The sequence below is a fragment of the Planktomarina temperata RCA23 genome, from assembly GCF_000738435.1.
Lineage (GTDB): Bacteria > Pseudomonadota > Alphaproteobacteria > Rhodobacterales > Rhodobacteraceae > Planktomarina > Planktomarina temperata.
In genome coordinates, this window is record NZ_CP003984.1 from 478,751 (window position 1) to 500,031 (window position 21,281).

A 21,281-nucleotide genomic window follows, 5' to 3' on the forward strand; every position below is an offset into this window, starting at 1 on the left:
CTATGATAAAGACTTTTAAATGGATTGTATTCGCCGGTATCGCGGCATCTTTGACAGCCTGTGCATCGCCTGAGGTGGTCGACACAAAGCAAATGGGCGATGACAAGCTCAGCTGCAAACAACTGGCCGCTGAAATTCAAGAAGCGAACGAGTTTGAGAGCAAAGCGCAGAAGGAAAAGGGCATTACCGGCACAAATGTGGCCGCGGCGGTGATCTTCTGGCCGGCGATTATTGGGACATATTCCAATGCAAATGACGCGATTAAAGCCGCAAAAGAGCGCAAAGAACATTTGGTTGCATTGAGCACGAAAAAAGGCTGCAGCATGTGATCTGAGTTTGCATTCTGAAGGTATTGCGCGATCTACCCAGCTGGCTGGGTAGATCAATTTCGTTACTTGCCCTTCCAGATTGGGTCGCGTTTCTCGGCAAAGGCTTTGGCGCCCTCTAGCTGATCTTCCGAGGCATAGAGAATATCGACTGAGGCCAATTGCCTTTGGGTGATGCGATTCATGCTGTCTTGAAATTTACTGTCCTCGGCATCGCGCACGATCTCTTTGATCGCCGCATAGACGAGAGGGGGACCGCTTGCCAGCAATCGCGCCATGTCCCAAGCCTTTGCCATCAAATCTTCCGCGGGGTAGGAATGGTTGACGAGCCCCCATGATTTTGCTTCCTGCACGTCAAACCACCGCCCGGTGAGGAGCAATTCCATCGCGATATGGTAGGGAATGCGCTTGGGCACTTTGATGGAGGCCGCATCGGCCACTGTCCCAGAGCGAATTTCAGGCAAGGCGAAGCTGGCGTGATCTGCGGCGAGGATAATATCTGCTGAGAGCGCCCATTCTAAACCGCCGCCGCAGCAGATACCATTCACCGCAGCAATGACCGGCTTGTTGAGGTCACGCAGCTCCTGCAAGCCGCCAAAACCGCCGACCCCGTAATCGCCATCCACCGCATCCCCGTCGGCGGCAGCCTTGAGATCCCAACCGGGACAGAAAAACTTGTCCCCCGCGCCCGTGATGATCGCCACCCGGAGGCTTGGATCATCGCGGAAGGCGGCAAATGTTTCGCCCATGATCTTGCTGGTGGCCAAATCAATCGCATTGGCTTTTGGACGGTCCAGCGTGACGTGCAAGATTGCATCTTCAACATAGGTTTTAATCGGGCTCATTGGGCTTTCCTTATCAAGGCATCGGCGGCAATTGCCGCCTCCTGTGTACAGATCAGCGGGTTGATCTCAACTTCCTCCACCTGCTCTGCATTGGCAAGCACATAGGCCTGCACCGCGTCAATGGAGTCGAGGAGTGCGTCTAGATTAACGGGCGGCTTGCCGCGAAACCCCTTTAGGAGCGGCGCGATTTTCAATCCCATGAGCCGCGCTTTCACCTCCTTGCGGCTTGCAGGAATGAGCAGGCTTGCACGATCGCGCAACACTTCGGTCATCGTACCGCCTGCGCCAAGGGTCAAAACAAACCCATGCGCCGGATCGCGCGTGACGCCGACCAAAACTTCAACCAAAGACCCGGCCACCATGCGCTCGACCAAGAGCGGCCCATCGGCCAAGCTTTGTGCTGCGGCTTCGACCTCCGCCGGAGTGGTCAAGCCCAAAGCCAACCCATTGGCTCCGGTCTTATGCGCAAGCCCCAGAGTTTTCAGCGCGACAGGAAAGCCGACCTCAGCTGCAGCCGGCCCGGCCGTGCTGCGATCGGTGACGGCGACGGATTTCGGGATCTTCAGACCACAGGCCGCCAGTGCCAGTTTGGCGCTTTGCTCATCGAGGAGCCCCGCGTCGCGGTCGCTGCCCGGCAAAAGCACAGGGTCGGCCGGCGGCGTCATGGGGCGGGACAAAAGATCCAAAGCGTCCAGCCCATGATCCAGCCCGTGAATGGCACCAACGCCATGGTCCATCAGGGTTTTGGCAATGTGTTCTGGCAACAGTTCCGCCAGGCTCGCCACCACCGCATAGGGCCGCCCGGTGCGCCGCGTGGCCTCTATCGCGGCCTGCGTGACACACTCCCAATCGCTGGCATCGCAAAGATCCGCCCGTGGGTAGTCACTGATCAGCAAGGTCATGGCAATATCATCATCTGCCATCGCCGCCCAAGCCTGTGTCATGGCCGCGGGGTTGCGCCAAATATACGTGTGATAATCCAGCGGGTTGGCCAGGGCCACCATCGGCCCCAAGGCCGCACCGAGATCCTTGACTTGCCGCGGGTTGAGCGGTGGAAAAACCAACCCAGTGCCCTGCGCAGTATCGGCAGCCAAGGCGGCCTCTCCCCCTGAACAGGAAATTGAGGCAATGCGGTTGCTGGATAAATGCCCAAATTGATGGGCAAGTTTAAGGGCCTCTAGAAATACCGGCAGGCTCCGCGCCCGGCGAATGCCCAAACGGTGGAGAAAGGCGTCAGCCCCGGTATCACTGCCGGTCAAGGAGGCGGTATGGGACACAGCTGCCGCTTGGGCTTGCTGCGACACTCCAGACTTCAAGGCAATCAAGGCGATGCCCTTGCTGCGGGCTTTCTCGGCGAGGGTCTCCCACCCGCGCAGATTGCCAAATCCTTCGATGTGCAGGCCAATCGCTGTGACACGCGCATCGTCCAACAGCTGCAACGCGATATCGGTTTGGGAGGTTTGAGCTTGGTTGCCACAGGTGAGCATATAGCCAATTGGAAGACCGCGGTTCTGCATCGTGAGGTTGATGGCGATGTTCGAGCTTTGGGTCAAAATCGCGACGCCCTTGTCCACTCTGCGGCACCCATGTTGATCAGGCCAAATAGCGCAGCCATCAAAAGCATTCACAAAACCATAGCAATTGGGCCCCAATATTGGCATATCCCCGGCGGCCTTAATCAGCTGCGCTTGAAGATCTTGCGCCGCGGAATCTTCGGCAGCCGCTTCGGAAAAACCCGAGGCAAAACAGGTGGCTCCCCCGGCCTTTAAACTGCGCAGCTGTGCCACGACCTCTAGGGTGGCATGACGGTTCACGCCGATGAAGGCGGCGTCAATGTGGCCGGGAAACGCCTCTAGGCTGGGCAATGATTTACGGCCTGCGATCTGTTTTCCGCTGGGGTGCACCGGATGCAAAACACCGTCAAACCCAATCTGCTCGGCCGCTGAGACAATTGAGGCACACCAAGCGCCACCGCCGATGACAGCGATAGACTTGGGTTTAAGAAGTCTTGTTAGGTCTCGCATGTCTTACCTACGCAACAAGCTGCGCTTTGCAGGCGGCAGGGCACCGGGTTATCATGCCCCCAAAGCCCGCAGCAGGTCGCGGCTGATAATATGGCGCTGGATTTCGGATGTTCCGTCCCATATGCGCTCGACCCGCGCATCCCGCCAGAAGCGTTCAAGCGGGTAGTCGCTCATAAGGCCCATGCCGCCATGGATTTGAATGGCCGCATCGGTCACACGCGCCAGCATCTCACTGGCATAGAGCTTGGCGGAGGCAATCTCGCGGTTGGCCGGCAGCGCCTTATCTAAGCGGTCAGCGGCGGCTAGGGTGAGAAGATCTGCCGCATCAATTTCGGTAATCATATCGGCCAATTGAAAGCTGACGCCTTGGAATTTTCCGATTTTCTGACCAAATTGTTCGCGCTCGGCCGCATAGTGCAGGGCATAGTCAAAGACCCGTCGCGCGCGGCCAACGCTCATGGTGGCCACAGTGATCCGTGTGGCATAGAGCCAAGTATTCATAACCTCAAAGCCGCCATCCACCTCGCCAAGCACCTGTGCCTGTGGCAGGCGGCAGTCATCGAATTCTAGGATCATATTCTTATATCCACGGTGGCTGACGGATTTATAACCATTACGCACAGAAAATCCCGCTGTGCCGCGATCGACCAGAAAGGCCGTGATCCGTTTCTTGGGGCCTTTGTCCGTTTGGTCTTCGCCTGTGGCGATGAAGACAATGAAGAAATCTGCATGATCTGCGCCGCTGATGAAATGTTTGCTGCCATTGACCACCCAATCGCCACCATCGCGCTGGGCGCTGCATTTCATGCCGCGGATGTCAGAGCCGGCGCCCGGTTCCGTCATCGCCAGAGCATCCATGCGCTCGCCGCGCACGGCGGGCATGAGATAGCGGTCAATCTGATCGCCTTCACAGGCCATGAGAATATTTTGTGGTCGACCAAAGAAATGATTGAGCGCCATAGATCCGCGCCCCAATTCACGCTCGACCAATGCAAAATCTACATGCGACAGGCCCGCGCATCCCACGCTTTCAGGAAAATTGCAGGCATAAAAGCCCAGCTCCAGCGTTTTCTCTTTGATGTGTTGGGCAATTTCATTGGGCACTTCGCCCGTGCGTTCCACCAGCTCTTCATGAGGGTAAATTTCTTTTTCAACAAATGAGCGTACAGTTTGTGCGATCATATCTTGTTCGGCAGATAATCCATAAAGCATGGGGGCCTCCTTCACGGCTGTTTGATGTGAGGCTAGGGCTATTGCCAGGCTATATCATGCGGTAATAGACTAAATCATGCCCTATTCGAAAAATCCTTCTGCCGCGCCCCTTCAGATTTCGATCCTGCTGTTTGATCGCTTTTCAAATCATTGTTTGGCCAATGTTCTCGAACCGCTGCGTGCGGCCAATGATTTGTCGGGGCAACAGGTCTTTGACTGGAATATTGTGGTCCTCGCCGGACAGGGGGTGCACTCGTCTTCGGGTCTGCGTCTGGAAGCGGATGCCCAGCTTGTCGATATGCGCGGAGATATATTGATGGTCATGCCGTCTTATGGGTTTTTGACCCATGCCAATGTGACAAGCAGCCGGGCTTTGCGCGCGGCGGCACGGCGGTTTGACACGCTTGCGGGGCTCGACACGGGCAGTTGGCTGTTGGCGCAAGCCGGTCTGTTGGACGGGCATCGGGCGACAATACATTGGGACGAGCTTGATCGGTTTTCGGAGCGGTTTTCGGAGGTCGATGTGCAAAAAGAGGCCGTCATCTATGATCGCAATCGGATCACTTGCGGCGGTGCGTCCACAGCCTTTGCTCTGGCGATGCAATTGATCGAAAAGCAACAGGGGGCGGCCCTGCGCTTGCGGGTTGAAAATCTGTTTTCTGGCGCCTATGCGCAGCGGCCGGATCGGCGCGGCGGGATTGCGGCACGGGCGGTGGATCTGATGCGGGCCAACATTGAGGAGCCTTTGCCGATTGCCCAATTGGCGCAGCAGCTTGGGCGCAGTCAAAAGCACTTGGAACGGCAAACCCTGGCCCGGCTTGGCGCCGCGCCGCAGGTCATTTACCGGCGGATCAGGCTCGAGCGGGCGCGGGGATTGGCGCTTGAAACCTCCATCTCAGTGGTGGAGATTGCTGTGCGTTGCGGCTATCAAGACGCCAGTGCGATGACCCGTGCGTTTCGCTCAGAATATGGCACCACGCCACAGGCTTTGCGCCGGGAGTTGGGCTAGGCGCAATTGTCGCCTGTGCGCCCGGTGGTCTATGCGGCGTAATTGCAGCCCTCTTCATCCAAGATGGCCTTGAGTTCGGCCAAATGTCTGGCGTCTTGCTCGGGATAAGTTTCCAGCTCCTGCGCGGTTTTTTCCGCAATTTCGGCATCAAGAATGCGCAGCGGCCGGCCGGTTTGCAGAGCCAGGAGATAAGTCTGGCAGGCCCTCTCAAAATAAAACATGCGATTAAAGGTTTCAGCGACGGTTTCGCCGATGATCAAAATGCCATGGTTGCCCATGATCATGACCTTCTTTTTGGGATCTTCAAATAGGCTGGCGCAACGCGCGCCTTCCTCCTCGAAGGCCAAGCCACCGTAATTGTTGTCGATGACATAGCGGTTGAAAAACATGCAGGCATTTTGATCCACAGGCGGCAGCGTGCTGTCCGCGAGAGACGCCAAGGCCGTGGCATAGGGGGAATGCACATGCATGGCGCAGCGCGCGTGTTTGCAATAGCGATGGAGCCCGCCATGTAGGCCCCAGGCGGTGGGATCTGGCGCATCGGGGCCTTCCATACTGGCCGGATCATTGGCATCCACAACGATGAGATCGGAAGCCTTGATGCGAGAGAAATGCATTTGATTGGGGTTCATCAAGAATTTGGTCCCCTCGGGATTAATGGCCAAGCTAAAGTGATTGGCCACCGCCTCGTGCATGTTTAATCGGACCGTCCAGCGAAAGGCGGCGGCGAGATCGACACGTTCTTGCCAATTGTCCATATTGGGGCGCAGATCGGGGGCTGTCATGGAAGTGTCCTTTGTCGGTTGCGGCCAGATAGGCTGGTGTCGTTGAGATAAGCTATTCCCGTCTAGGCGCCCGGCACCACAGCGCCATCGGCCGTGATGAGCGGGCTGCCATCTTCTTTGGCATAGGGGGCGGCGGGCCAGTGTGGCAACATATCGAGCACTTGCCCCGAGGGACGGCAGAGTCGCACCTGCCCTTTGCAGGCGACAAAGGGGCGGTTCACCAAGATGGGATGGGCAACCATAGCGTCGAGCAATTGCTCTTCGGTCACATCAGAGCCCATCAATCCCAGCTCCTGCGCTGGTGATTTTGACGTGCGCAAGGCATCCCGGGCGTTCAGGCCTGCGGTGGCAAATAGCGCTTGCAGCTGTGGCTTTGTCCAGCCGGTATCGAGATATTCAACCACGGTTGGGCTGAATCCCGCATCTTTAACAATTTGCACCACATTACGCGATGTGCCGCAATTGGGATTGTGGAAAATAACAATATTCATACTAAACCCTTTACCCAAAGGTATTTTACTGTGAAAAAAACTGTAATGGGACTTGCGCAGCCCGTCTAGATCGGAAAATCTACCTTATGGACAATTCATTTAGGGCTTGGTCTGAATGCGCGGCCGATCTGGTTGCGGTGGCCGCGGGGCGCAGGCCAGCAGATTTGGTTATTTTAGGCGGCCAATTGGCCAATGTGCACACACGCGAAATTTTGCGATGGGATGTGGCAATTGCGGCGGGGCGATTTGCCTATGTTGGCCCGGATGCCAGCCATTGCATCGGGCCCAAGACAGAGGTGTTGCGCTGGAGTGGCTATGTGATTCCCGGCCTTTGTGACGGGCATATGCATGTGGAAAGTGGTATGCTGACCCCAGCGGAATTTGCCCGCGCGGTGATCCCGCATGGCACCACTACGATGTTCACCGACCCTCACGAGATCGCCAATGTTATGGGCCTGCCCGGGGTGAAGCTGATGCATGACGAGGGGTTGATGCAGCCGGTGAATATCTTCACCCAAATGCCAAGCTGCGCGCCATCGGCGCCCGGTCTGGAGACCACCGGCTATGAGATTAGCGCCGAGGATGTGGCAGAGGCGATGCAATGGCCCGGGATCATCGGGCTTGGGGAGATGATGAATTTTCCCGGTGTGGTCAACGGCGATGCACAGATGTTGGCCGAGATGGCGGCCACAGCCCGCGCGGGCAAAACAATTGGCGGCCATTACGCCAGCCCCGATCTGGGGCCGGCGTTTCATGCCTATGCCGCAGGCGGCCCGGCGGATGATCACGAAGGCACCTGTGAGGCGGATGCTGTCATGCGGGTGCGTCAAGGAATGCGCTCGATGATGCGCCTGGGCAGTGCGTGGTATGATGTGGAAACGCAAATCACCGCGATCACCGAGAAAGGGCTGGATCCGCGCAACTTCATTTTATGCACCGATGATTGCCATTCCGGAACTCTGGTGCAGGACGGGCATATGAACCGTGTGGTGCGTCATGCCATTGCTTGCGGCTGTGATCCCTTGGTCGCGCTGCAAATGGCCACAATCAACACGGCAACGCATTTCGGTCTTGAGCGGGAATTGGGCAGTATTGCACCAGGCCGGCGGGCGGATGTGATTTTCACCTCTGACTTGCGAGAGCTGCCGATTCAACGGGTGATTGCAAGGGGCAAAACCGTGGCGCTGGCGGGGAAGATCACCACAGAATGCCCGCATATCGCCTGGCCGGCCGAGGCGCGCAATACGGTTCACATGGGGGCAGAAAAATCTGCCGCTGAGTTTACCATTCCTGCGCCAGATGACGGCGCTGAGGTGGCGAAAGTGCGCGTAATTGGCGTGGTGGAAAACCAAGCGCCGACGCAGGCGCTGGAGGCGGAGCTTCCGGTGCGGGGCGGGCGCATTTGCGGGCAGGGTGATATTTGCCAAATTGCCCTGGTTGAGCGGCACCGGGCACGGGGCAGTGTGACCAATGGCTTCGTGTCGGGTTTTGGCTATCAGGGCGAGATGGCCATCGCCTCTACCGTGGCCCATGACAGCCATCATATGATTGTGGTGGGCACCTGTGCCGAGCATATGGCCCTTGCCGCCAATCGCTTGGCAGAGGTGGGCGGCGGTGTGAGCGTATGGAAAGACGGGCGGGAATTGGCCTTGGTGGAACTTCCCATTGCCGGCCTCATGTCTGATGCGCCAGCTGAAGAGGTTGCGGCCAAGGCTGCGGCCATGGTGCAGGCCATGGCTGACTGTGGCTGTAACTTGAACAATGCATATATGCAGCACTCCCTTTTGGCGCTTGTGGTGATTCCAGATCTGCGCATTTCGGATCTCGGGCTGGTGGATGTGCGCAAATTTGAACTTGTGCCCGTGGTGCAAGAGGGGGGGCAAGAAGATGCGGACGCTTGATCCTGTTTTCACCCTGCCTGATGACGCGGCCCCGCAGAGTTTTGCGCAAGCGCCAGAGGCTGTTGCACATTTGATTGCCCTGTACCAAAAGGCCTCTGATTTTTTATGCGAAAAATTCGTATCGGTTCTGGGCTCAGGCGATAGCAGCACCCGCTATCGGGCCTTTTACCCGGAGGTGCGGATCACAACCTCAAGCTATGCGTCGGTGGATAGCCGCCTGTCTTTTGGTCATGTCTATGGGCCGGGCGTCTTTGCCACGACCATCACCCAACCGGTCTTGTTCCAGAACTATCTAGAGCAACAGTTGGAGTTGTTGATCGTAAATCATGGCTGCACTGTGCAGGTTGGCTATTCGAACACGCCCATACCGGTCCATTTTGCCGTGGCGCATGATCCAAGCCTCGTGGTTCCAGCGGATGCGGCTGGATTTGTGCTGCGTGATGTTTTCGATGTGCCTGATTTGGCCACAACCAATGATAATATTGTCAACGGAACGGATGTTGTGCAGCCGGATGGCACGCAACCCTTGGCCTTATTTGATGCGCAGCGGGTGGATTATTCCTTGGCCCGTTTGCGCCATTACACCGCCACAGATCCGAAATTTTTCCAGAACCATGTATTGTTTACCAACTACCAATTCTATGTGGAGGAATTTGAGGCCTTCGCCCGTGAGCAAATGGAAGATCCAAACAGTGGCTATCTGGCCTTTGTTGGACCGGACAATCATCGCATCACAACCGCGGCTGCCCCTTTGCAAGCGCCGCAAAAAATGCCGCAGATGCCGACCTATCACCTGACCCGCGCAGATGGCAGTGGCATCACATTGGTGAATATCGGCGTTGGCCCGTCAAATGCCAAAACCGCTACCGATCATATAGCGGTGCTGCGCCCGCACGCTTGGATCATGGTGGGGCACTGTGCCGGTCTGCGCAATTCGCAAAGCCTGGGCGATTTTGTCCTGGCCCATGCCTATTTGCGCGAAGATCATGTCTTGGATGACGATTTGCCGGTCTGGGTGCCGATTCCAGCTTTGGCCGAAATCCAAACCAGCCTGGAGCAGGCTGTGGCTGAGATCACAGCCCTGCAGGGATATGATTTGAAGCAAATTATGCGCACAGGAACGGTGGCAACCATCGACAATCGCAACTGGGAGCTGCGAGACCAATCCGGCCCGGTGCACCGGCTCAGCCAATCGCGTGCCATTGCCCTAGACATGGAAAGTGCCACGATCGCTGCCAATGGCTATCGATTCCGCGTGCCCTATGGGACCCTGCTGTGCGTCAGCGATAAACCGCTGCATGGGGAGTTGAAATTGCCCGGCATGGCGACAAGCTTTTACAAAACTCAAGTTTCGCGTCATCTTCGAATAGGTATTCGCGCAATGGAGCTTTTGCGCGAAATGCCGCTTGAGAGAATACATTCGCGTAAGTTAAGAAGTTTTGAGGAGACAGCATTTCTATAAAATTGAGACTTTTGGTCATTTTTTTCAATTTATACGATACAATTTGTTGTGTCTTTCTACAATATGCAGTTAACTGTTGGAGATTGGTGCCCAAGGTGTTGGGCTTGTTAGGAGAAAATATATGTCGAAACCTATGACGAAAACACAATTGGTTGCCGCATTGGCAGAGAAAATGGGCACGGATAAAAAATCCGCAGCGGCCTCGTTGGATGCGATCTGTGAGTTGATCACCAGCGAAGTTTCCGGCGGCGGCGCTGTGACTTTGCCAGGTGTTGGCAAAATCTATTGCCGTGAGCGTCCAGAGCGGATGGTGCGCAACCCCGCCACTGGTGAAAGCTTCAAAAAAGATGCGGATAAAGTTGTCAAAATGACCATTGCGAAAGCGCTCAAAGACAGCGTAAACGGTTAAATAAAAATAAGTTTTTTATGAAAGCCCGCGCCGGATCTCTGGCGCGGGCTTTTGTATTTGCAACTGGTCTGGGTTGCGCAAAATGGCCTTGCCCAGGGCGCAATACTGCGCAAAGCTCCTGCCGGTAGGTTAAGGATACATACCGATGGACATACGCGCTATTTTGGCTGGCTTGGCGTTCGCGTTGATCTGGTCTTCTGCATTCACCTCTGCGCGGATCATTGTGGCAGACGCGCCGCCGATTCTGTCCCTTTCCCTTCGGTTTCTGATTTCAGGATTGATTGGCATCGCTCTTGCGCGGTTTTTGGGGCAAACATGGCGCCTCACACCCGGGCAGTGGCGCGCCACGATTATTTTTGGACTTTGCCAAAATGCTTTGTATTTAGGTTTGAATTTCGTGGCGATGCAGACTGTGGAAGCCTCTTTGGCCTCGATCATCGCCTCGACGATGCCCTTGGCGGTGGGCTTTGCTGGCTGGGTGATCTTTCGAGAACGCCTCTCTGCGCTGGGCGTCCTGGGGCTTTGCGCTGGTGCGGGTGGCGTTGCGCTCATCATGGGGGCTCGGATGCAGGCGGGGGCAGATTTTTATGGTATTGCTCTCTGCTTCATCGCGGTGGCTTCGCTGACCGTGGCGACTTTGATGGTGCGCGGCGCCTCATCGGGGGGCAACTTGTTGATGATCGTCGGATTGCAAATGCTGGTGGGGTCGGCTTTTCTGGTCATTCCGGGCCTTATTCTTGATCAGCCCGTGGTCAATTGGTCGATGAAATTGGTGCTCGCCTTTTCTTATACGGTCTTGATGCCCGGTCTCGTGGCCACCTTTATCTGGTTCTGGCTGGTCCAGCGGATCGGTGCGGTGAAGGCGGCCACTTTCCACTTCTTGAATCCATTTTTTGGGGTGATGATTGCAGCGGTATTGTTGGGTGAGACCCTGCGGATTTGGGATATTGTTGGGGTTGTCATCATCATGTTTGGTATTTTGGCGGTGCAAATGGCCCGGCAAACATTGCAATAACGGCACGATAATGTGATCGCATCGGACTGCGTATCTGCGTGACAGGGGCTTTGCTGTGACGCATAATGGCTCCATGGAGATCGTTTTTGCATATCTCGCGGGGGTGCTGACCTTGATCAACCCCTGTGTGTTGCCGGTCCTGCCCATCGTTCTGGCGACGGCCTTGCAGGCCAGCAAATGGGGCCCCCTGGCCTTGGCGGCGGGGATGAGCGTGATGTTTATCGTGCTGGGCATCGGCATTTCAGCCTTCGGTCCGGCGTTGGGGATCAATGATCAGGTTGTGGCGCAGGTTGCGGCTGGGGTCATGGTGCTCTTTGGCTTGGCGTTAATGTCGCCTGGCCTGGGCGTGGTCTTCACCCGGCTGACCAATGGGCTTGCCTCCAGAGCAGACGCGCAGCTGGACGAGGTTGATCGTGGCCGGCTGTCCGGGCAATTCATCGGTGGCTTGTTATTGGGTATGGTCTGGTCACCCTGCATTGGCCCGACCCTGGGTGGGGCGATTGCTCTGGCCAGCGGGGGTGGCTCACTTCTTTGGGCCGGAGCAATCATGACAGGGTTTGCTCTGGGCGTTTCTAGCATCATCTGTGTATTGGCCTATGGGGCGCGTAACCTGTTGCAACGCCGGGTACAGTGGATGCGGGCTTTGTCCCATCGCGCCCGTCCTATTTTGGGGGTGGTTTTCGTTCTGGTGGGGGGGGCCATTCTATTTGGTGTGCACCACCGGATTGAAGTTTGGGCCGTGCAAAACCTACCCTATTGGCTGCAAGATTTGTCTGTTCGATTTTAAAACCTTTTGAGGAGATCGTGTCATGAACCGTCGTGAATTTTTAATGGCTTCCAGCTGTTTTCTGGCAACCCCGGCTGTCGCGCTGGCCGCCCAAGCCTATGAGCCGGGGCTGGTTAAGCAATTGCTATCGGAAGGTAAGACCGTATTTGTGGATTACACCACCGAATGGTGCACCACCTGTGCCGCTCAAAAACGAACGCTGGCCCGACTTTTGAAGGACAACCCGGCCTATGGTGAGAAGATCGAATTTGTTACCATTGACTATGATCAATTTGGCCGCGCAGAACTGGCCAAAGAGCTTGGTATTCCACGCCGCTCGACGTTGGTTGTTCTGCATGGGGATCAAGAGCTTGGCCGTATTGTTGCCGGAACCTCCAGAAAACAAATCAAAGCGCTCTTGGACACGGCGTTATCCGCAGCCATGGCCGCTTAGGGCACAGACCCCAGATCTTTGAGGTCCTTCGCGCTGTCAATATCGCGCAGCACGTCGACGCGGGCGACCGTGAAATCTGACAAGCTGGTCAGCGTGTCTTGCAATGCATGGGCTGTTGACCAGCGCAACTGCTCAAACAAGCCTTTGGGGCTGGGGCGGCAGCGTTTGAGCCCGATCAGCCAATAACCGCCATCTGGGGCGGGGCCGAGCGTGGCCTCATGGGGGCCGAGGCTGGCGAAGGCCTTCCAGATATGGCGCCGCGAAATCTCGGGGATATCGGCGCCAATAATGCAAACCGGGCCGGGCGGCAGGCTGTCGAACACCTGTTTCATCCGCTGGCCAAGATCTCCCGAGCCTTGCGGAATGCGCGGCAAATGCGCCGGCCAAATGCGGCTTTGCAGACCTTCATGATCGGGCGCGACGCTCAAAATGAGCTCCCAGCGGGGATCTTGCAGGCGCCGCAGCAGCCGGCGCGTTTGGTGACGAAACCACCATGCAGCGGCGGTCATACCAATATCACGCCCGAGCCGGGTTTTGACCCGCCCTGGCCGTGGTTCCTTGACCATGACCACCAAACGTCGTCGGTATTTAGGCGAAATAGTCACGCAAGATCCGAGTATAGATCGATTTGAGTTGATGGATTTGCGCGATTTCCACCCGCTCATCGACTTGATGCATGGTTTTGCCGACCAGGCCAAATTCGACCACGGGGCAATGATGCTGCACAAAGCGGGCATCAGACGTGCCGCCGCTGGTTGAGAGCACCGGGGTCCGGTTTGTTTCCACCTGTACCGCGCGCGCGACAAGGTCCGACAATTCCCCAGGTGGCGTCATGAAACTTTCGCCCGAAATACTGACGTCGAGGTCAACGCGCAGATTGAAGTCCTTCGACACTTCGTCGGCATGCTCTTGCAGCCAATCGGTCAGGCTGGCACCGGAATGGGCGTCATTGAACCGAATGTTAACCGTGGCGCGACATTGCGCTGGAATGACATTTGTGGCCGGGTTGCCCGTGTCAATGGTGACCACCGCCAGGGTTGAGGCGTCAAAATGCGCTGTGCCCGTGTCCAACGTGGCCGTGCCGAGTTGGTCCATGAGGCGTGCCATAGCTGGCAGTGGGTTATTGGCCCGATGCGGATAGGCCGCGTGCCCCTGAACACCTGTGATGGTGAAATAGCCGTTCATCGAGCCGCGACGCCCGATTTTCATCATATCTCCCATGACGTCAGGGCAGGTCGGCTCGCCGACCAAGCAATGATCCATCCTTTCGCCCTGCGTTTGCATCCAATCAAGAAGTGCGACGGTGCCATCTTTGGCCGGGCCTTCTTCATCGCCGGTAATGGCCAGAACAACCGAGCCATCCGGCGGGCTTTCGGTGACAAAATCGATCGCGGCGGCGGTGAAAGCTGCAACACCAGATTTCATATCAGTGGCCCCGCGGCCATAGAGAAACCCATCACGAATTTCTGCGCCAAAGGGATCGACACTCCAAGCCTTGAGATCTCCGACCGGTACAACATCGGTGTGACCATTGAAGCCAAAGGTTTTGCCTTGTCCCCAGCGGGCAAAGAGATTGGACACATCGCCGCGATCCACCCGTGTGCACTGAAACCCATGGGCGGTCAAAAGCCGCTCTAACAGTTGCAAGGCGCCGCCCTCTTGCGGGGTGACGCTGGCGCAGCGAATGAGATCTTCGGTAAGGGCGGCCGGATCAATCATCAATGTGCTCCTTTTGGGGCATTTTCGAAGAAGGGTGTCATCTGTGCCACAACAACGCTGTTCTCATCCAAAGCTCGTTGCATCAAGGCGCGTTCGTCGTCTGTGATATCATGGCCCTCTTCAAGCCGTTCTTCCAAACTCCCATAGCCAGTCACATCCAAGGGCGCGAGATCGGCTTGTTTGAGAATGGCGACCGTTTCGCGCACGGCTTCGGGCTCATCGACGCCGCTGGCATAGATCATCAATGCGCCGCCTGTGGCCGCCTCAGGCAGACCGTCGCCTTCTTTGCGTCCGACTTCGACAAGCAAAGTATAGACATGGTGGGTGCGCTTAATTTTTTCAGTCATGACCCTGCTGCTTTGTTGGTTGCCGTGACCCGTCTGCATGGCCCCGCTCCGCGCGCGGCCATGCAGATGAAGGGTTTAGTCGCGCAAAAGCTCATTGATGGCTGTCTTGGAGCGCGTTTGGGCGTCCACCCGTTTCACGATCACTGCGCAATAAAGATTGATGTTGTTTTTGGAGGGCATCGAGCCCGCCACCACAACCGAGTAAGGCGGCACTTCCCCATACATCACTTCGCCGGTTTCCCGGTCTACAATTTTGGTGGATTTGCCGATAAAGACCCCCATGCCCAAGACCGCGCCTTCGCGCACGATGCAGCCTTCAACGACTTCCGAGCGTGCGCCTATGAAGCAATTGTCTTCAATGATGGTCGGCCCCGCTTGCATGGGCTCCAAAACGCCGCCGATGCCCACGCCGCCGGAGAGATGCACATTCTTACCAATCTGCGCGCAGCTGCCGACAGTGGCCCAAGTGTCGACCATAGTGCCGCTGTCCACATAGGCGCCCAGGTTTACAAAAGAAGGCATTAAAACAACGCCGGGGGCAATATAGGCCGATTTACGCACAACGCAGTTGGGCACAGCGCGGAAGCCTGCGGAGGTCCAATCGTCCGTGCCCCAACCGGCCCATTTGCTGTCGACTTTATCCCACCAGCTGCCGCCCTGGGCGCTGCCGGCCTGTAATTCCATATCTTTCAGACGAAAGCCCAAGAGAACCGCTTTTTTGGCCCATTGATTGACATGCCAATCGCCTGTTTCTTGCTTTTCAGCAACCCGCAGCTTGCCGCTGTCGAGCGCATTGAGCGTTGTTTCAATCGCGTCGCGGGTTTCGCCGGTGGTGGCGGGGGTGATGGTGTCGCGTGTATCCCACGCGGCCTCAATGGCAATTTCTAGCTGTGCGTTGGACATAAAGGCCTCCGGTTGATGTAAATTTACTGCCTCATACTGAAACTTGCGCCGCAGGTCCACGGCCTATTGCAGCTTTGCGGGTCCAAAGGGCGAGGCGGCCGGGTTGGCCCCGCAGAGAAGTACCGCCAGGCGCTCGTCCTTTTGGGGGCGGTAGGCTCCGCTGAGCAGGGCCGCGAGGGCCGCGGCCCCGGCTGGCTCAACCACAAGCCGCAGCGCGGTCCAAAGCCGCTTTTGCGCGTCTGCGATGGCCTCATCTTCCACATTGACACAATTTGTGCCGGTCGCGCGCGCCAAATCATAACAAATGCGCCCGGCCTGTTTCGCGCCCAAGGCATTGGCGGCCAGTCCGGAGACTTCGACCGTGGTCTGCGGCCCGTGTTCTAATGCTTGGGTCAGCGTCGGGGCATTGAATGGCTCGACCCCAACCAATTTACGCCGCCCTTCAAGCCAGGCCATGGCGCCGCCGATCAAACCGCCACCGCCTACGGCGATCAACACGGTATCGGCCATGAGGCCTTGCTCTTCCCATTCTGCCATGACCGTGCCTTGCCCAGCCACCGTGCCGGGGGCATCGAAGGCATGGATCTGCGCCGCCCCGCTGTCTTTTTCATAACTCAAGGCCTGCTCCAATGCATTGGCATAGGCACCGGGCACAACGACCAAATCAGCGCCAAGGCTTTGGATCAGATTAATTTTTGCGTCACCCGCCAGTTCGGGCACGTAAATGCGGGCTCTGTGACCCAAGCGTGCTGCGGCCCAAGCGACTGCGGCACCGTGATTGCCGCCGCTGGCAGCGACCAGGCCGGCTTTGGGTACGTCCATCGAGAGCAAAGAATTCATTGCGCCGCGGGCTTTGAAGCTGCCCGTATGCTGCAGCTGTTCGAGTTTGAGGGTGAGGGGCATACCAAAGACATCGGTTTCGAGGACGGGGGTGCGCAGCACATGGGGTTTGATCCGCGTCCAGGCGTGGGACACATCCTTTGCTGTCACCATAGTTTGTCTCCCTCGCTAGGTTGAATGAATGCCGGTCTCTGCTGCGATGTCCTTGCGGCTCTTGCGGGCGCGTTCGGTGGCTGATTTGAGCTGTCCGCAGGCGGCAAAGATATCCTCGCCGCGCGGCTTGCGGACGGGGCTGGCATAGCCAGCTTGATAGACGATTTCTGAAAACGCATTGATACGATTGTTAGAAGAGCGCTCATAGGGCGCGCCGGGCCAAGGGTTGAAGGGGATGAGATTAACTTTGGCGGGTATCCCTTTGATCAGGTCAACCAAGCGATGCGCGTCGGCGTCGCTATCGTTAATGCCTTTGAGCATCACATATTCAAAGGTGATCCGCTCTGAATTGCTCGCCTTTGGGTAGTCGCGCAGGGCCTCCAGAAGAGCCTCGATGTTCCAGCGCTTGTTGATGGGGACAAGCTTGTCGCGGACCTCGTCTGTGGTGGCATGAAAGGAGACGGCCAAAAGGCAGCCAATTTCTGTCGCTGTTCGCGCGATCTCTGGCACGACGCCGGATGTCGAGAGGGTGATGCGCCGCCGCGACAGTTGAATGCCTTCAGGGTCCATGGCGATTTTCATCGCATCGCGGACATTTCCAAAATTGTAAAGCGGCTCGCCCATGCCCATAAGGACGATGTTCGATAGAAGCCTTGCGGAGGTGGCCGGATTGCGCCCCGGAGCGGGCCATTCGCCCAGATCATCCCGAGCCAGCATCACCTGGCCAATAATTTCCCCTGCGGTGAGGTTGCGCACCAGTTTTTGCGTCCCCGTGTGGCAAAACGAACAGGTGAGGGTACAGCCAACTTGACTGCTGATGCAGAGCGTGCCGCGATCAGATTCAGGAATGTAGACCGTTTCCACCTCATGCCCGCCCGCAATGCGCACCAGATATTTGCGTGTGCCATCAGTTGACACTTGCTTTGAGACCACTTCGGGAATTGCGATCACAAAATGGTCCGCCAAAAGCGCGCGGTAGTCTTTGGACAGATTTGTCATCTGCTCAAAATCGCGCACGCCTTTTTCGTAGATCCATTGCCAGAGCTGCCCCAGCCGCATTTTCACCTGCTTCGAAGGGGTGCCCGCTGTGATCAAAGCCTCCTGCAGCGCATCCCGCGTCAGGCCAACCAGATTGATGGGCCCTTCTGGCAACTTGCGTGGCAGGGTCACGAGATCTTGGGTGATGGGAGCGGAGGCAGAGGTCATGGCTGTTATCCATATGAAGAAGGCCCTGCTTTAGCAGGGCCCGGGGTGTTTGCCAATCGTACGGAGCATTTTAGCCGGTGCAGCGTTTTTCAGAATCGGTGACTGCGGCGGTGAAGCCTTTCAGGCTGAATGTGTCTTTTGTCACCGTGCCGCGCTCTGATTGCGCTGTAATCACGGCCTTTGCGCCGCGTTTCATGGCTGCAACAATCTTAGCGTCATCGCTTGGGCTGGGCGGCCAGGCCCATTCGCCATCGATTGAGAGCTCAAAATCGGCGCCGTCGATGTTCAAAATGATCGGGCGATCCTTGGCGAAAGGATAACCACCGGTGAAGGCCACTTGGCCTTTCACATCATTCCCGGGGCGGTGAAATACAAACAGAAGGATCTGGCCACGGCGCACCGAAACGACCTTGCCGCCCTTGGTGTTGACAGTTTCTTTGGGAGCCGTCACGGCCCAGCATTCTTTTGGGTCACTTTCTACGAAAACCGACCAATCGGTTTTGGCGGCCACCCGGTTTGAGGTTTCTTGCGCGGAAGCGGCCGAACAAAGAAGTGCCAAAACACATGCCACAGAAGAAATCACTGTCTTTAACATTAGATACGCCTTTATTAATTTCGCCGGTCGCCCCATGGGCGCAGAGGTTTCATCTGGCCGTAGAGGTCGTCCTTTGGTATGGGGAACCTAACGCACCAGAGACCTGTGGGGGAAGCCCTCAAAGGGTACTCTTGGCAAAAAAATGCTTATTTGGAGACCGAAATGTTAAACGCAACTCCCTTGATCGAAGTTTGGCGGGGCGAATTTTTAGAAAGTCAGCATCGCGGTCATGCGGTGGTGTGCAATTTCGAAGGCGAAATTATAGAGGCTTGGGGTGATCCTGAGCATGTGATCCTGCCCCGGTCATCGTGCAAAATATTGCAAGCCCTTCCCCTCGTGACCTCTGGCGCGGCCGCGGCCCAAGGCTTGACGGCGCGGCATCTGGCATTGGCCTGCGCCTCACATCAGGGGGCTGATATCCATTCGCAGCTTGTGCTGGACTGGTTGGGGCAGCTCGGCAAGACCGATGCGGATTTTCGCTGTGGGACCCAGTGGCCCCGGGATATACCGGCCAGTAATCACCTGGTGAAAACCGATCAATCCGCCTGCCGTTACCACAATAATTGCTCCGGAAAACACTGCGGATTTTTGACCTTGGCGCAACATTTGCGGGCCGGGCCCGAGTATCACGAGGTGGATCACCCGGTTCAAATTGCCGTGCGGGCGGCCTTTGAAGAGATGACGGGCGAGACCAGCCCTGGCTATGGCATTGACGGCTGCTCTGCGCCCAATTGGGCCTGCAGTATAGCCGGTTTGGCCCGGGCTATGGCGCGCTGTGCCGCCGGCGGCGCCGATCCGCTTGGAAAGGCCGCTTCACAGTTGCGCGATGCCATGATGGCGCATCCGGAATTGGTGGCGGGCGAGACCCGTGCCTGCACGGAATTGATGCGCGCGGCTCCTGGCGTTGCACTGAAGACGGGGGCAGAGGCTGTGTTTATCGCGATTATCCCAGGTCTGCGGGCGGGGATCGCGGTGAAGATTGAAGATGGGGCGACCCGCGCCAGTGAGGCGCTGATCGCGGCTTTGCTGATCCGTCTTGGGGTGCTGGAGGCGGATCATCCCGCCGCTCTCAAACGCTTGGGCCCGATCCACAATTGGGATGGGCTGCAGACGGGACAGATTTCGGCGCTCCTCTAAGGTATTGAATTGGGATATGTTCAACCGGCCAAAGCGGCGTCCACTTTGGTCGATCAAGCGCTAGGGTGTGACAAATTGCGAAGATGAATAGCCTTGCAGGTAGAGCAGCGCGGTCAAATCTCCGTGATTGATGCGCACCGACACCTGCTCTTGCACCATGGGTTTGGCATGAAGCGCCACGCCGGTCCCGGCCAGCTGCAACATGCCTAAATCATTGGCGCCATCTCCAACGGCCAGGACATCTTGAGGCGTGAGGCCGCGCGCGGCTGTAAGCTCGTTGAGCGCTGTCACCTTTGCTTCACGGCCCAATATGGGCAGTCCCACCTCACCGGTCAAAGAGTGATCCGCCTGCAACAGCCGGTTGGCCCTGTGGCTATCAAACCCAAGCGTGCTGGCAACCTTGGCTGTGAAGTCCGTAAAGCCGCCGCTGACAAGATCCGCATAGGCGCCATTCGCTTTCATCGTTGCCAAAAGCTGCGCGCCACCGGGCATATAGGTGATGCGTGTTTGATAGACTTTGTCGATGATCTCAACCGCCAGGCCTTTGAGCAGCCCGGTGCGCTCTTGCAGGGCTTGTTCGAAATCCAATTCGCCATTCATCGCTCTTGCGGTGATCTGTGAGACCTCATCGCCAACGCCGGCTTCCACGGCCAGTTCATCGATGCACTCTTGCTCAATCATGGTGCTGTCCATATCGGCCAGCAACATTTTCTTGCGTCGCCCGGCGCTGGGCTGCATCACCAGATCAATGTTCTGCGCCTGCATCTCTTGCCACACCTGCCAGAGGGTGTCGGGGCTTTGCAGGCATTCAAATTCCACGGCCTCGCGCGGTGCTAACCAAGTGAGGTCCCGCCCGCCCCAGGCATTGCAGAGCGATTGCGCCAGATTGGGGGTGATGGCCGTTTGGCCTGGCTGGCACAATAAAGTGGTTACAAACATCCGCGATATTCCTTCTTTGATGCCATGTGCCAAGAAGTTTGCACAGTTGCAAGTGATCCAAAGCCGCCTGCCGGGCGAAACAACCTTGAAAGACATTTGGGCAAAGGGATAGGACAATGCGGATACTCGTGGCGTTGGTCGTGGTGTTTTGGGCGAATATGGCGATAGCGGAGTTACAGTTTCCTTCGCTGGATGCCGATGATTTGAACGGGCGCGCTGTCAGCCTGCCGCAAGATTTTCCGGGTGATCCCACGATTGTTTTCATTGCCTATAAACGGAACCAACAGCCGAGCATCAACGCCTGGGTGGCGCGTTTGGGGTTGCAAGAGCGTGGGGGACCGGCCTGGGTTGAGCTGCCCGTGGTCGGGCGCGGCGCGGCTCTGTTTCGAAGCTTCGTCGATAATGGCATGCGCTCCGGCATCACCTCAACGGCGATGCGCGGTCGGACGATTACGATTTATTCGAGCCAGCGTGCGTTCAATAAGGCATTGGGCATCGATGGGCGCAACGAGATTTATACCGCTTTGGTGGGCCGAGACGGCCAAGTGCATGTGCTCATCGAGGGTGACGTCACCGATGAAAAAATAGCTCAACTGCGCGCTGCCTATCCTTAAAAAGACCTCTGCATACCCCAACCGCCAAGCCACAACACTTTGCCCGGATGGCGAAGTTTCCGATCGGCTCAGAATGTGGCCCGGCTGCGATGCAATTTGTGTAAAATCCGACATTTCTGCTCTTGTGGC

The 21,281-nt window shown here is 57.0% G+C and carries 23 protein-coding genes; 10 read left to right on the top strand and 13 right to left on the bottom strand.

The window, feature by feature from the left end:
* Positions 1-2 precede the first annotated feature (2 nt).
* The gene (locus tag RCA23_RS02275; RefSeq protein ID WP_052376984.1) at positions 3-329 is read left to right on the top strand and encodes a hypothetical protein; all 327 of its coding nucleotides are present in this window, start codon (positions 3-5) and stop codon (positions 327-329) included.
* 62 nt (positions 330-391) lie between these two features.
* Here RCA23_RS02275 and RCA23_RS02280 read toward each other — a convergent pair whose 3' ends face one another.
* From RCA23_RS02280 to RCA23_RS02290, 3 genes are read right to left on the bottom strand one after another with little or no spacing between them, the layout of a single operon-like run.
* On the bottom strand, positions 392-1,171 hold the full coding sequence (locus RCA23_RS02280) for a carnitinyl-CoA dehydratase (RefSeq protein WP_044048865.1): 780 nt from the start codon (positions 1,169-1,171) through the stop codon (positions 392-394).
* A complete protein-coding gene (locus RCA23_RS02285; protein ID WP_044048866.1) occupies positions 1,168-3,195 on the bottom strand; it encodes an acetate--CoA ligase family protein in 2,028 nt (675 codons plus the stop codon). Before RCA23_RS02285 ends, RCA23_RS02280 begins: the two co-directional genes overlap by 4 nt.
* A 51-nt stretch (positions 3,196-3,246) precedes the next feature.
* The gene (locus RCA23_RS02290) at positions 3,247-4,407 is read right to left on the bottom strand and encodes an acyl-CoA dehydrogenase family protein (RefSeq protein WP_044048867.1); all 1,161 of its coding nucleotides are present in this window, start codon (positions 4,405-4,407) and stop codon (positions 3,247-3,249) included.
* Positions 4,408-4,483: 76 nt separating this feature from the next.
* Between RCA23_RS02290 and RCA23_RS02295 the strand changes: the two genes are divergently transcribed.
* The gene (locus tag RCA23_RS02295; RefSeq protein WP_044048868.1) at positions 4,484-5,416 is read left to right on the top strand and encodes a GlxA family transcriptional regulator; all 933 of its coding nucleotides are present in this window, start codon (positions 4,484-4,486) and stop codon (positions 5,414-5,416) included.
* Positions 5,417-5,445: 29 nt separating this feature from the next.
* On the opposite strand, the gene RCA23_RS02300 is transcribed toward RCA23_RS02295, so the two are convergent.
* Positions 5,446-6,201 carry a class II aldolase and adducin N-terminal domain-containing protein gene (locus tag RCA23_RS02300; RefSeq protein WP_044048869.1) on the bottom strand — a complete coding sequence of 252 codons (756 nt, stop codon included), beginning with the start codon at positions 6,199-6,201 and terminating at the stop codon, positions 5,446-5,448.
* 62 nt (positions 6,202-6,263) lie between these two features.
* Positions 6,264-6,692, bottom strand: coding sequence for an arsenate reductase (glutaredoxin) (gene arsC / locus RCA23_RS02305; protein WP_044048870.1), 429 nt, complete (start codon positions 6,690-6,692; stop codon positions 6,264-6,266).
* 86 nt (positions 6,693-6,778) lie between these two features.
* Between arsC and ade the strand changes: the two genes are divergently transcribed.
* The 6 genes from ade to RCA23_RS02335 all read left to right on the top strand — a co-directional run bounded on the left by ade (position 6,779) and on the right by RCA23_RS02335 (position 12,699).
* Positions 6,779-8,593, top strand: coding sequence for an adenine deaminase (gene ade, locus RCA23_RS02310; RefSeq protein ID WP_044048871.1), 1,815 nt, complete (start codon positions 6,779-6,781; stop codon positions 8,591-8,593).
* Positions 8,580-10,055 (top strand): AMP nucleosidase, encoded by a 1,476-nt coding sequence (locus RCA23_RS02315; RefSeq protein ID WP_044048872.1) that lies wholly within the window; start codon positions 8,580-8,582, stop codon positions 10,053-10,055. The genes ade and RCA23_RS02315 overlap by 14 nt, the downstream gene beginning before the upstream one ends.
* A gap of 121 nt (positions 10,056-10,176) precedes the next feature.
* The gene (locus RCA23_RS02320) at positions 10,177-10,464 is read left to right on the top strand and encodes an HU family DNA-binding protein (RefSeq protein WP_044048873.1); all 288 of its coding nucleotides are present in this window, start codon (positions 10,177-10,179) and stop codon (positions 10,462-10,464) included.
* A 145-nt stretch (positions 10,465-10,609) separates the two neighbouring features.
* Positions 10,610-11,479 (top strand): DMT family transporter, encoded by an 870-nt coding sequence (locus RCA23_RS02325; RefSeq protein WP_044048874.1) that lies wholly within the window; start codon positions 10,610-10,612, stop codon positions 11,477-11,479.
* 55 nt (positions 11,480-11,534) lie between these two features.
* Positions 11,535-12,266, top strand: a complete 732-nt coding sequence (locus RCA23_RS02330; protein WP_347721370.1) for a cytochrome c biogenesis CcdA family protein — start codon at positions 11,535-11,537, stop codon at positions 12,264-12,266.
* A gap of 22 nt (positions 12,267-12,288) precedes the next feature.
* Positions 12,289-12,699 (top strand): thioredoxin family protein, encoded by a 411-nt coding sequence (locus RCA23_RS02335; RefSeq protein WP_044048876.1) that lies wholly within the window; start codon positions 12,289-12,291, stop codon positions 12,697-12,699.
* On the opposite strand, the gene RCA23_RS02340 is transcribed toward RCA23_RS02335, so the two are convergent.
* From RCA23_RS02340 to RCA23_RS02370, 7 genes are all read right to left on the bottom strand, one after another.
* Positions 12,696-13,265, bottom strand: a complete 570-nt coding sequence (locus tag RCA23_RS02340) for a TIGR04282 family arsenosugar biosynthesis glycosyltransferase (protein ID WP_044051201.1) — start codon at positions 13,263-13,265, stop codon at positions 12,696-12,698. The two genes, RCA23_RS02335 and RCA23_RS02340, sit on opposite strands and share 4 nt — an antisense overlap.
* Before the next feature lie 22 nt (positions 13,266-13,287).
* Positions 13,288-14,418, bottom strand: a complete 1,131-nt coding sequence (gene dapE, locus RCA23_RS02345) for a succinyl-diaminopimelate desuccinylase (protein WP_044048877.1) — start codon at positions 14,416-14,418, stop codon at positions 13,288-13,290.
* Positions 14,418-14,765 (bottom strand): hypothetical protein, encoded by a 348-nt coding sequence (locus RCA23_RS02350; RefSeq protein ID WP_044048878.1) that lies wholly within the window; start codon positions 14,763-14,765, stop codon positions 14,418-14,420. The genes dapE and RCA23_RS02350 overlap by 1 nt, the downstream gene beginning before the upstream one ends.
* A gap of 75 nt (positions 14,766-14,840) precedes the next feature.
* The gene (gene dapD / locus RCA23_RS02355) at positions 14,841-15,668 is read right to left on the bottom strand and encodes a 2,3,4,5-tetrahydropyridine-2,6-dicarboxylate N-succinyltransferase (protein ID WP_044048879.1); all 828 of its coding nucleotides are present in this window, start codon (positions 15,666-15,668) and stop codon (positions 14,841-14,843) included.
* Positions 15,669-15,731: 63 nt separating this feature from the next.
* Entirely contained in the window at positions 15,732-16,661 is a 930-nt protein-coding gene (locus RCA23_RS02360; RefSeq protein WP_044048880.1) for a threonine/serine dehydratase, read from the bottom strand.
* Between the two features lie 15 nt (positions 16,662-16,676).
* Complete coding sequence (rlmN, locus tag RCA23_RS02365; protein ID WP_044048881.1) at positions 16,677-17,867, bottom strand: dual-specificity RNA methyltransferase RlmN; 1,191 nt, start codon at positions 17,865-17,867, stop codon at positions 16,677-16,679.
* A gap of 70 nt (positions 17,868-17,937) precedes the next feature.
* A complete protein-coding gene (locus RCA23_RS02370) occupies positions 17,938-18,462 on the bottom strand; it encodes an invasion associated locus B family protein (protein ID WP_044048882.1) in 525 nt (174 codons plus the stop codon).
* 162 nt (positions 18,463-18,624) lie between these two features.
* Here RCA23_RS02370 and RCA23_RS02375 point away from each other — a divergent pair, with 162 nt between their 5' ends.
* Positions 18,625-19,599 carry an asparaginase gene (locus RCA23_RS02375; protein WP_044051202.1) on the top strand — a complete coding sequence of 325 codons (975 nt, stop codon included), beginning with the start codon at positions 18,625-18,627 and terminating at the stop codon, positions 19,597-19,599.
* Positions 19,600-19,659: 60 nt separating this feature from the next.
* Here the strand turns inward: RCA23_RS02375 and serB are convergent, their stop codons facing one another.
* Entirely contained in the window at positions 19,660-20,538 is an 879-nt protein-coding gene (gene serB, locus RCA23_RS02380) for a phosphoserine phosphatase SerB (protein ID WP_044048883.1), read from the bottom strand.
* Between the two features lie 116 nt (positions 20,539-20,654).
* Here serB and RCA23_RS02385 point away from each other — a divergent pair, with 116 nt between their 5' ends.
* Positions 20,655-21,152 (top strand): hypothetical protein, encoded by a 498-nt coding sequence (locus RCA23_RS02385; protein WP_044048884.1) that lies wholly within the window; start codon positions 20,655-20,657, stop codon positions 21,150-21,152.
* Positions 21,153-21,281 lie beyond the last annotated feature (129 nt).

Excerpts from the sequence above, each read along its gene's own strand:
- RCA23_RS02275 (WP_052376984.1), top strand. The coding sequence starts at position 3 with ATGATAAAGACTTTTAAATGGATTGTATTCGCCGGTATCGCGGCATCT.
- RCA23_RS02280 (WP_044048865.1), bottom strand. The coding sequence starts at position 1,171 with ATGAGCCCGATTAAAACCTATGTTGAAGATGCAATCTTGCACGTCACG.
- RCA23_RS02285 (WP_044048866.1), bottom strand. The coding sequence starts at position 3,195 with ATGCGAGACCTAACAAGACTTCTTAAACCCAAGTCTATCGCTGTCATC.
- RCA23_RS02290 (WP_044048867.1), bottom strand. The coding sequence starts at position 4,407 with ATGCTTTATGGATTATCTGCCGAACAAGATATGATCGCACAAACTGTA.
- RCA23_RS02295 (WP_044048868.1), top strand. The coding sequence starts at position 4,484 with ATGCCCTATTCGAAAAATCCTTCTGCCGCGCCCCTTCAGATTTCGATC.
- RCA23_RS02300 (WP_044048869.1), bottom strand. The coding sequence starts at position 6,201 with ATGACAGCCCCCGATCTGCGCCCCAATATGGACAATTGGCAAGAACGT.
- arsC (WP_044048870.1), bottom strand. The coding sequence starts at position 6,692 with ATGAATATTGTTATTTTCCACAATCCCAATTGCGGCACATCGCGTAAT.
- ade (WP_044048871.1), top strand. The coding sequence starts at position 6,779 with ATGGACAATTCATTTAGGGCTTGGTCTGAATGCGCGGCCGATCTGGTT.
- RCA23_RS02315 (WP_044048872.1), top strand. The coding sequence starts at position 8,580 with ATGCGGACGCTTGATCCTGTTTTCACCCTGCCTGATGACGCGGCCCCG.
- RCA23_RS02320 (WP_044048873.1), top strand. The coding sequence starts at position 10,177 with ATGTCGAAACCTATGACGAAAACACAATTGGTTGCCGCATTGGCAGAG.
- RCA23_RS02325 (WP_044048874.1), top strand. The coding sequence starts at position 10,610 with ATGGACATACGCGCTATTTTGGCTGGCTTGGCGTTCGCGTTGATCTGG.
- RCA23_RS02335 (WP_044048876.1), top strand. The coding sequence starts at position 12,289 with ATGAACCGTCGTGAATTTTTAATGGCTTCCAGCTGTTTTCTGGCAACC.
- RCA23_RS02340 (WP_044051201.1), bottom strand. The coding sequence starts at position 13,265 with ATGGTCAAGGAACCACGGCCAGGGCGGGTCAAAACCCGGCTCGGGCGT.
- dapE (WP_044048877.1), bottom strand. The coding sequence starts at position 14,418 with ATGATTGATCCGGCCGCCCTTACCGAAGATCTCATTCGCTGCGCCAGC.
- RCA23_RS02350 (WP_044048878.1), bottom strand. The coding sequence starts at position 14,765 with ATGACTGAAAAAATTAAGCGCACCCACCATGTCTATACTTTGCTTGTC.
- dapD (WP_044048879.1), bottom strand. The coding sequence starts at position 15,668 with ATGTCCAACGCACAGCTAGAAATTGCCATTGAGGCCGCGTGGGATACA.
- RCA23_RS02360 (WP_044048880.1), bottom strand. The coding sequence starts at position 16,661 with ATGGTGACAGCAAAGGATGTGTCCCACGCCTGGACGCGGATCAAACCC.
- rlmN (WP_044048881.1), bottom strand. The coding sequence starts at position 17,867 with ATGACCTCTGCCTCCGCTCCCATCACCCAAGATCTCGTGACCCTGCCA.
- RCA23_RS02370 (WP_044048882.1), bottom strand. The coding sequence starts at position 18,462 with ATGTTAAAGACAGTGATTTCTTCTGTGGCATGTGTTTTGGCACTTCTT.
- RCA23_RS02375 (WP_044051202.1), top strand. The coding sequence starts at position 18,625 with ATGTTAAACGCAACTCCCTTGATCGAAGTTTGGCGGGGCGAATTTTTA.
- serB (WP_044048883.1), bottom strand. The coding sequence starts at position 20,538 with ATGTTTGTAACCACTTTATTGTGCCAGCCAGGCCAAACGGCCATCACC.
- RCA23_RS02385 (WP_044048884.1), top strand. The coding sequence starts at position 20,655 with ATGCGGATACTCGTGGCGTTGGTCGTGGTGTTTTGGGCGAATATGGCG.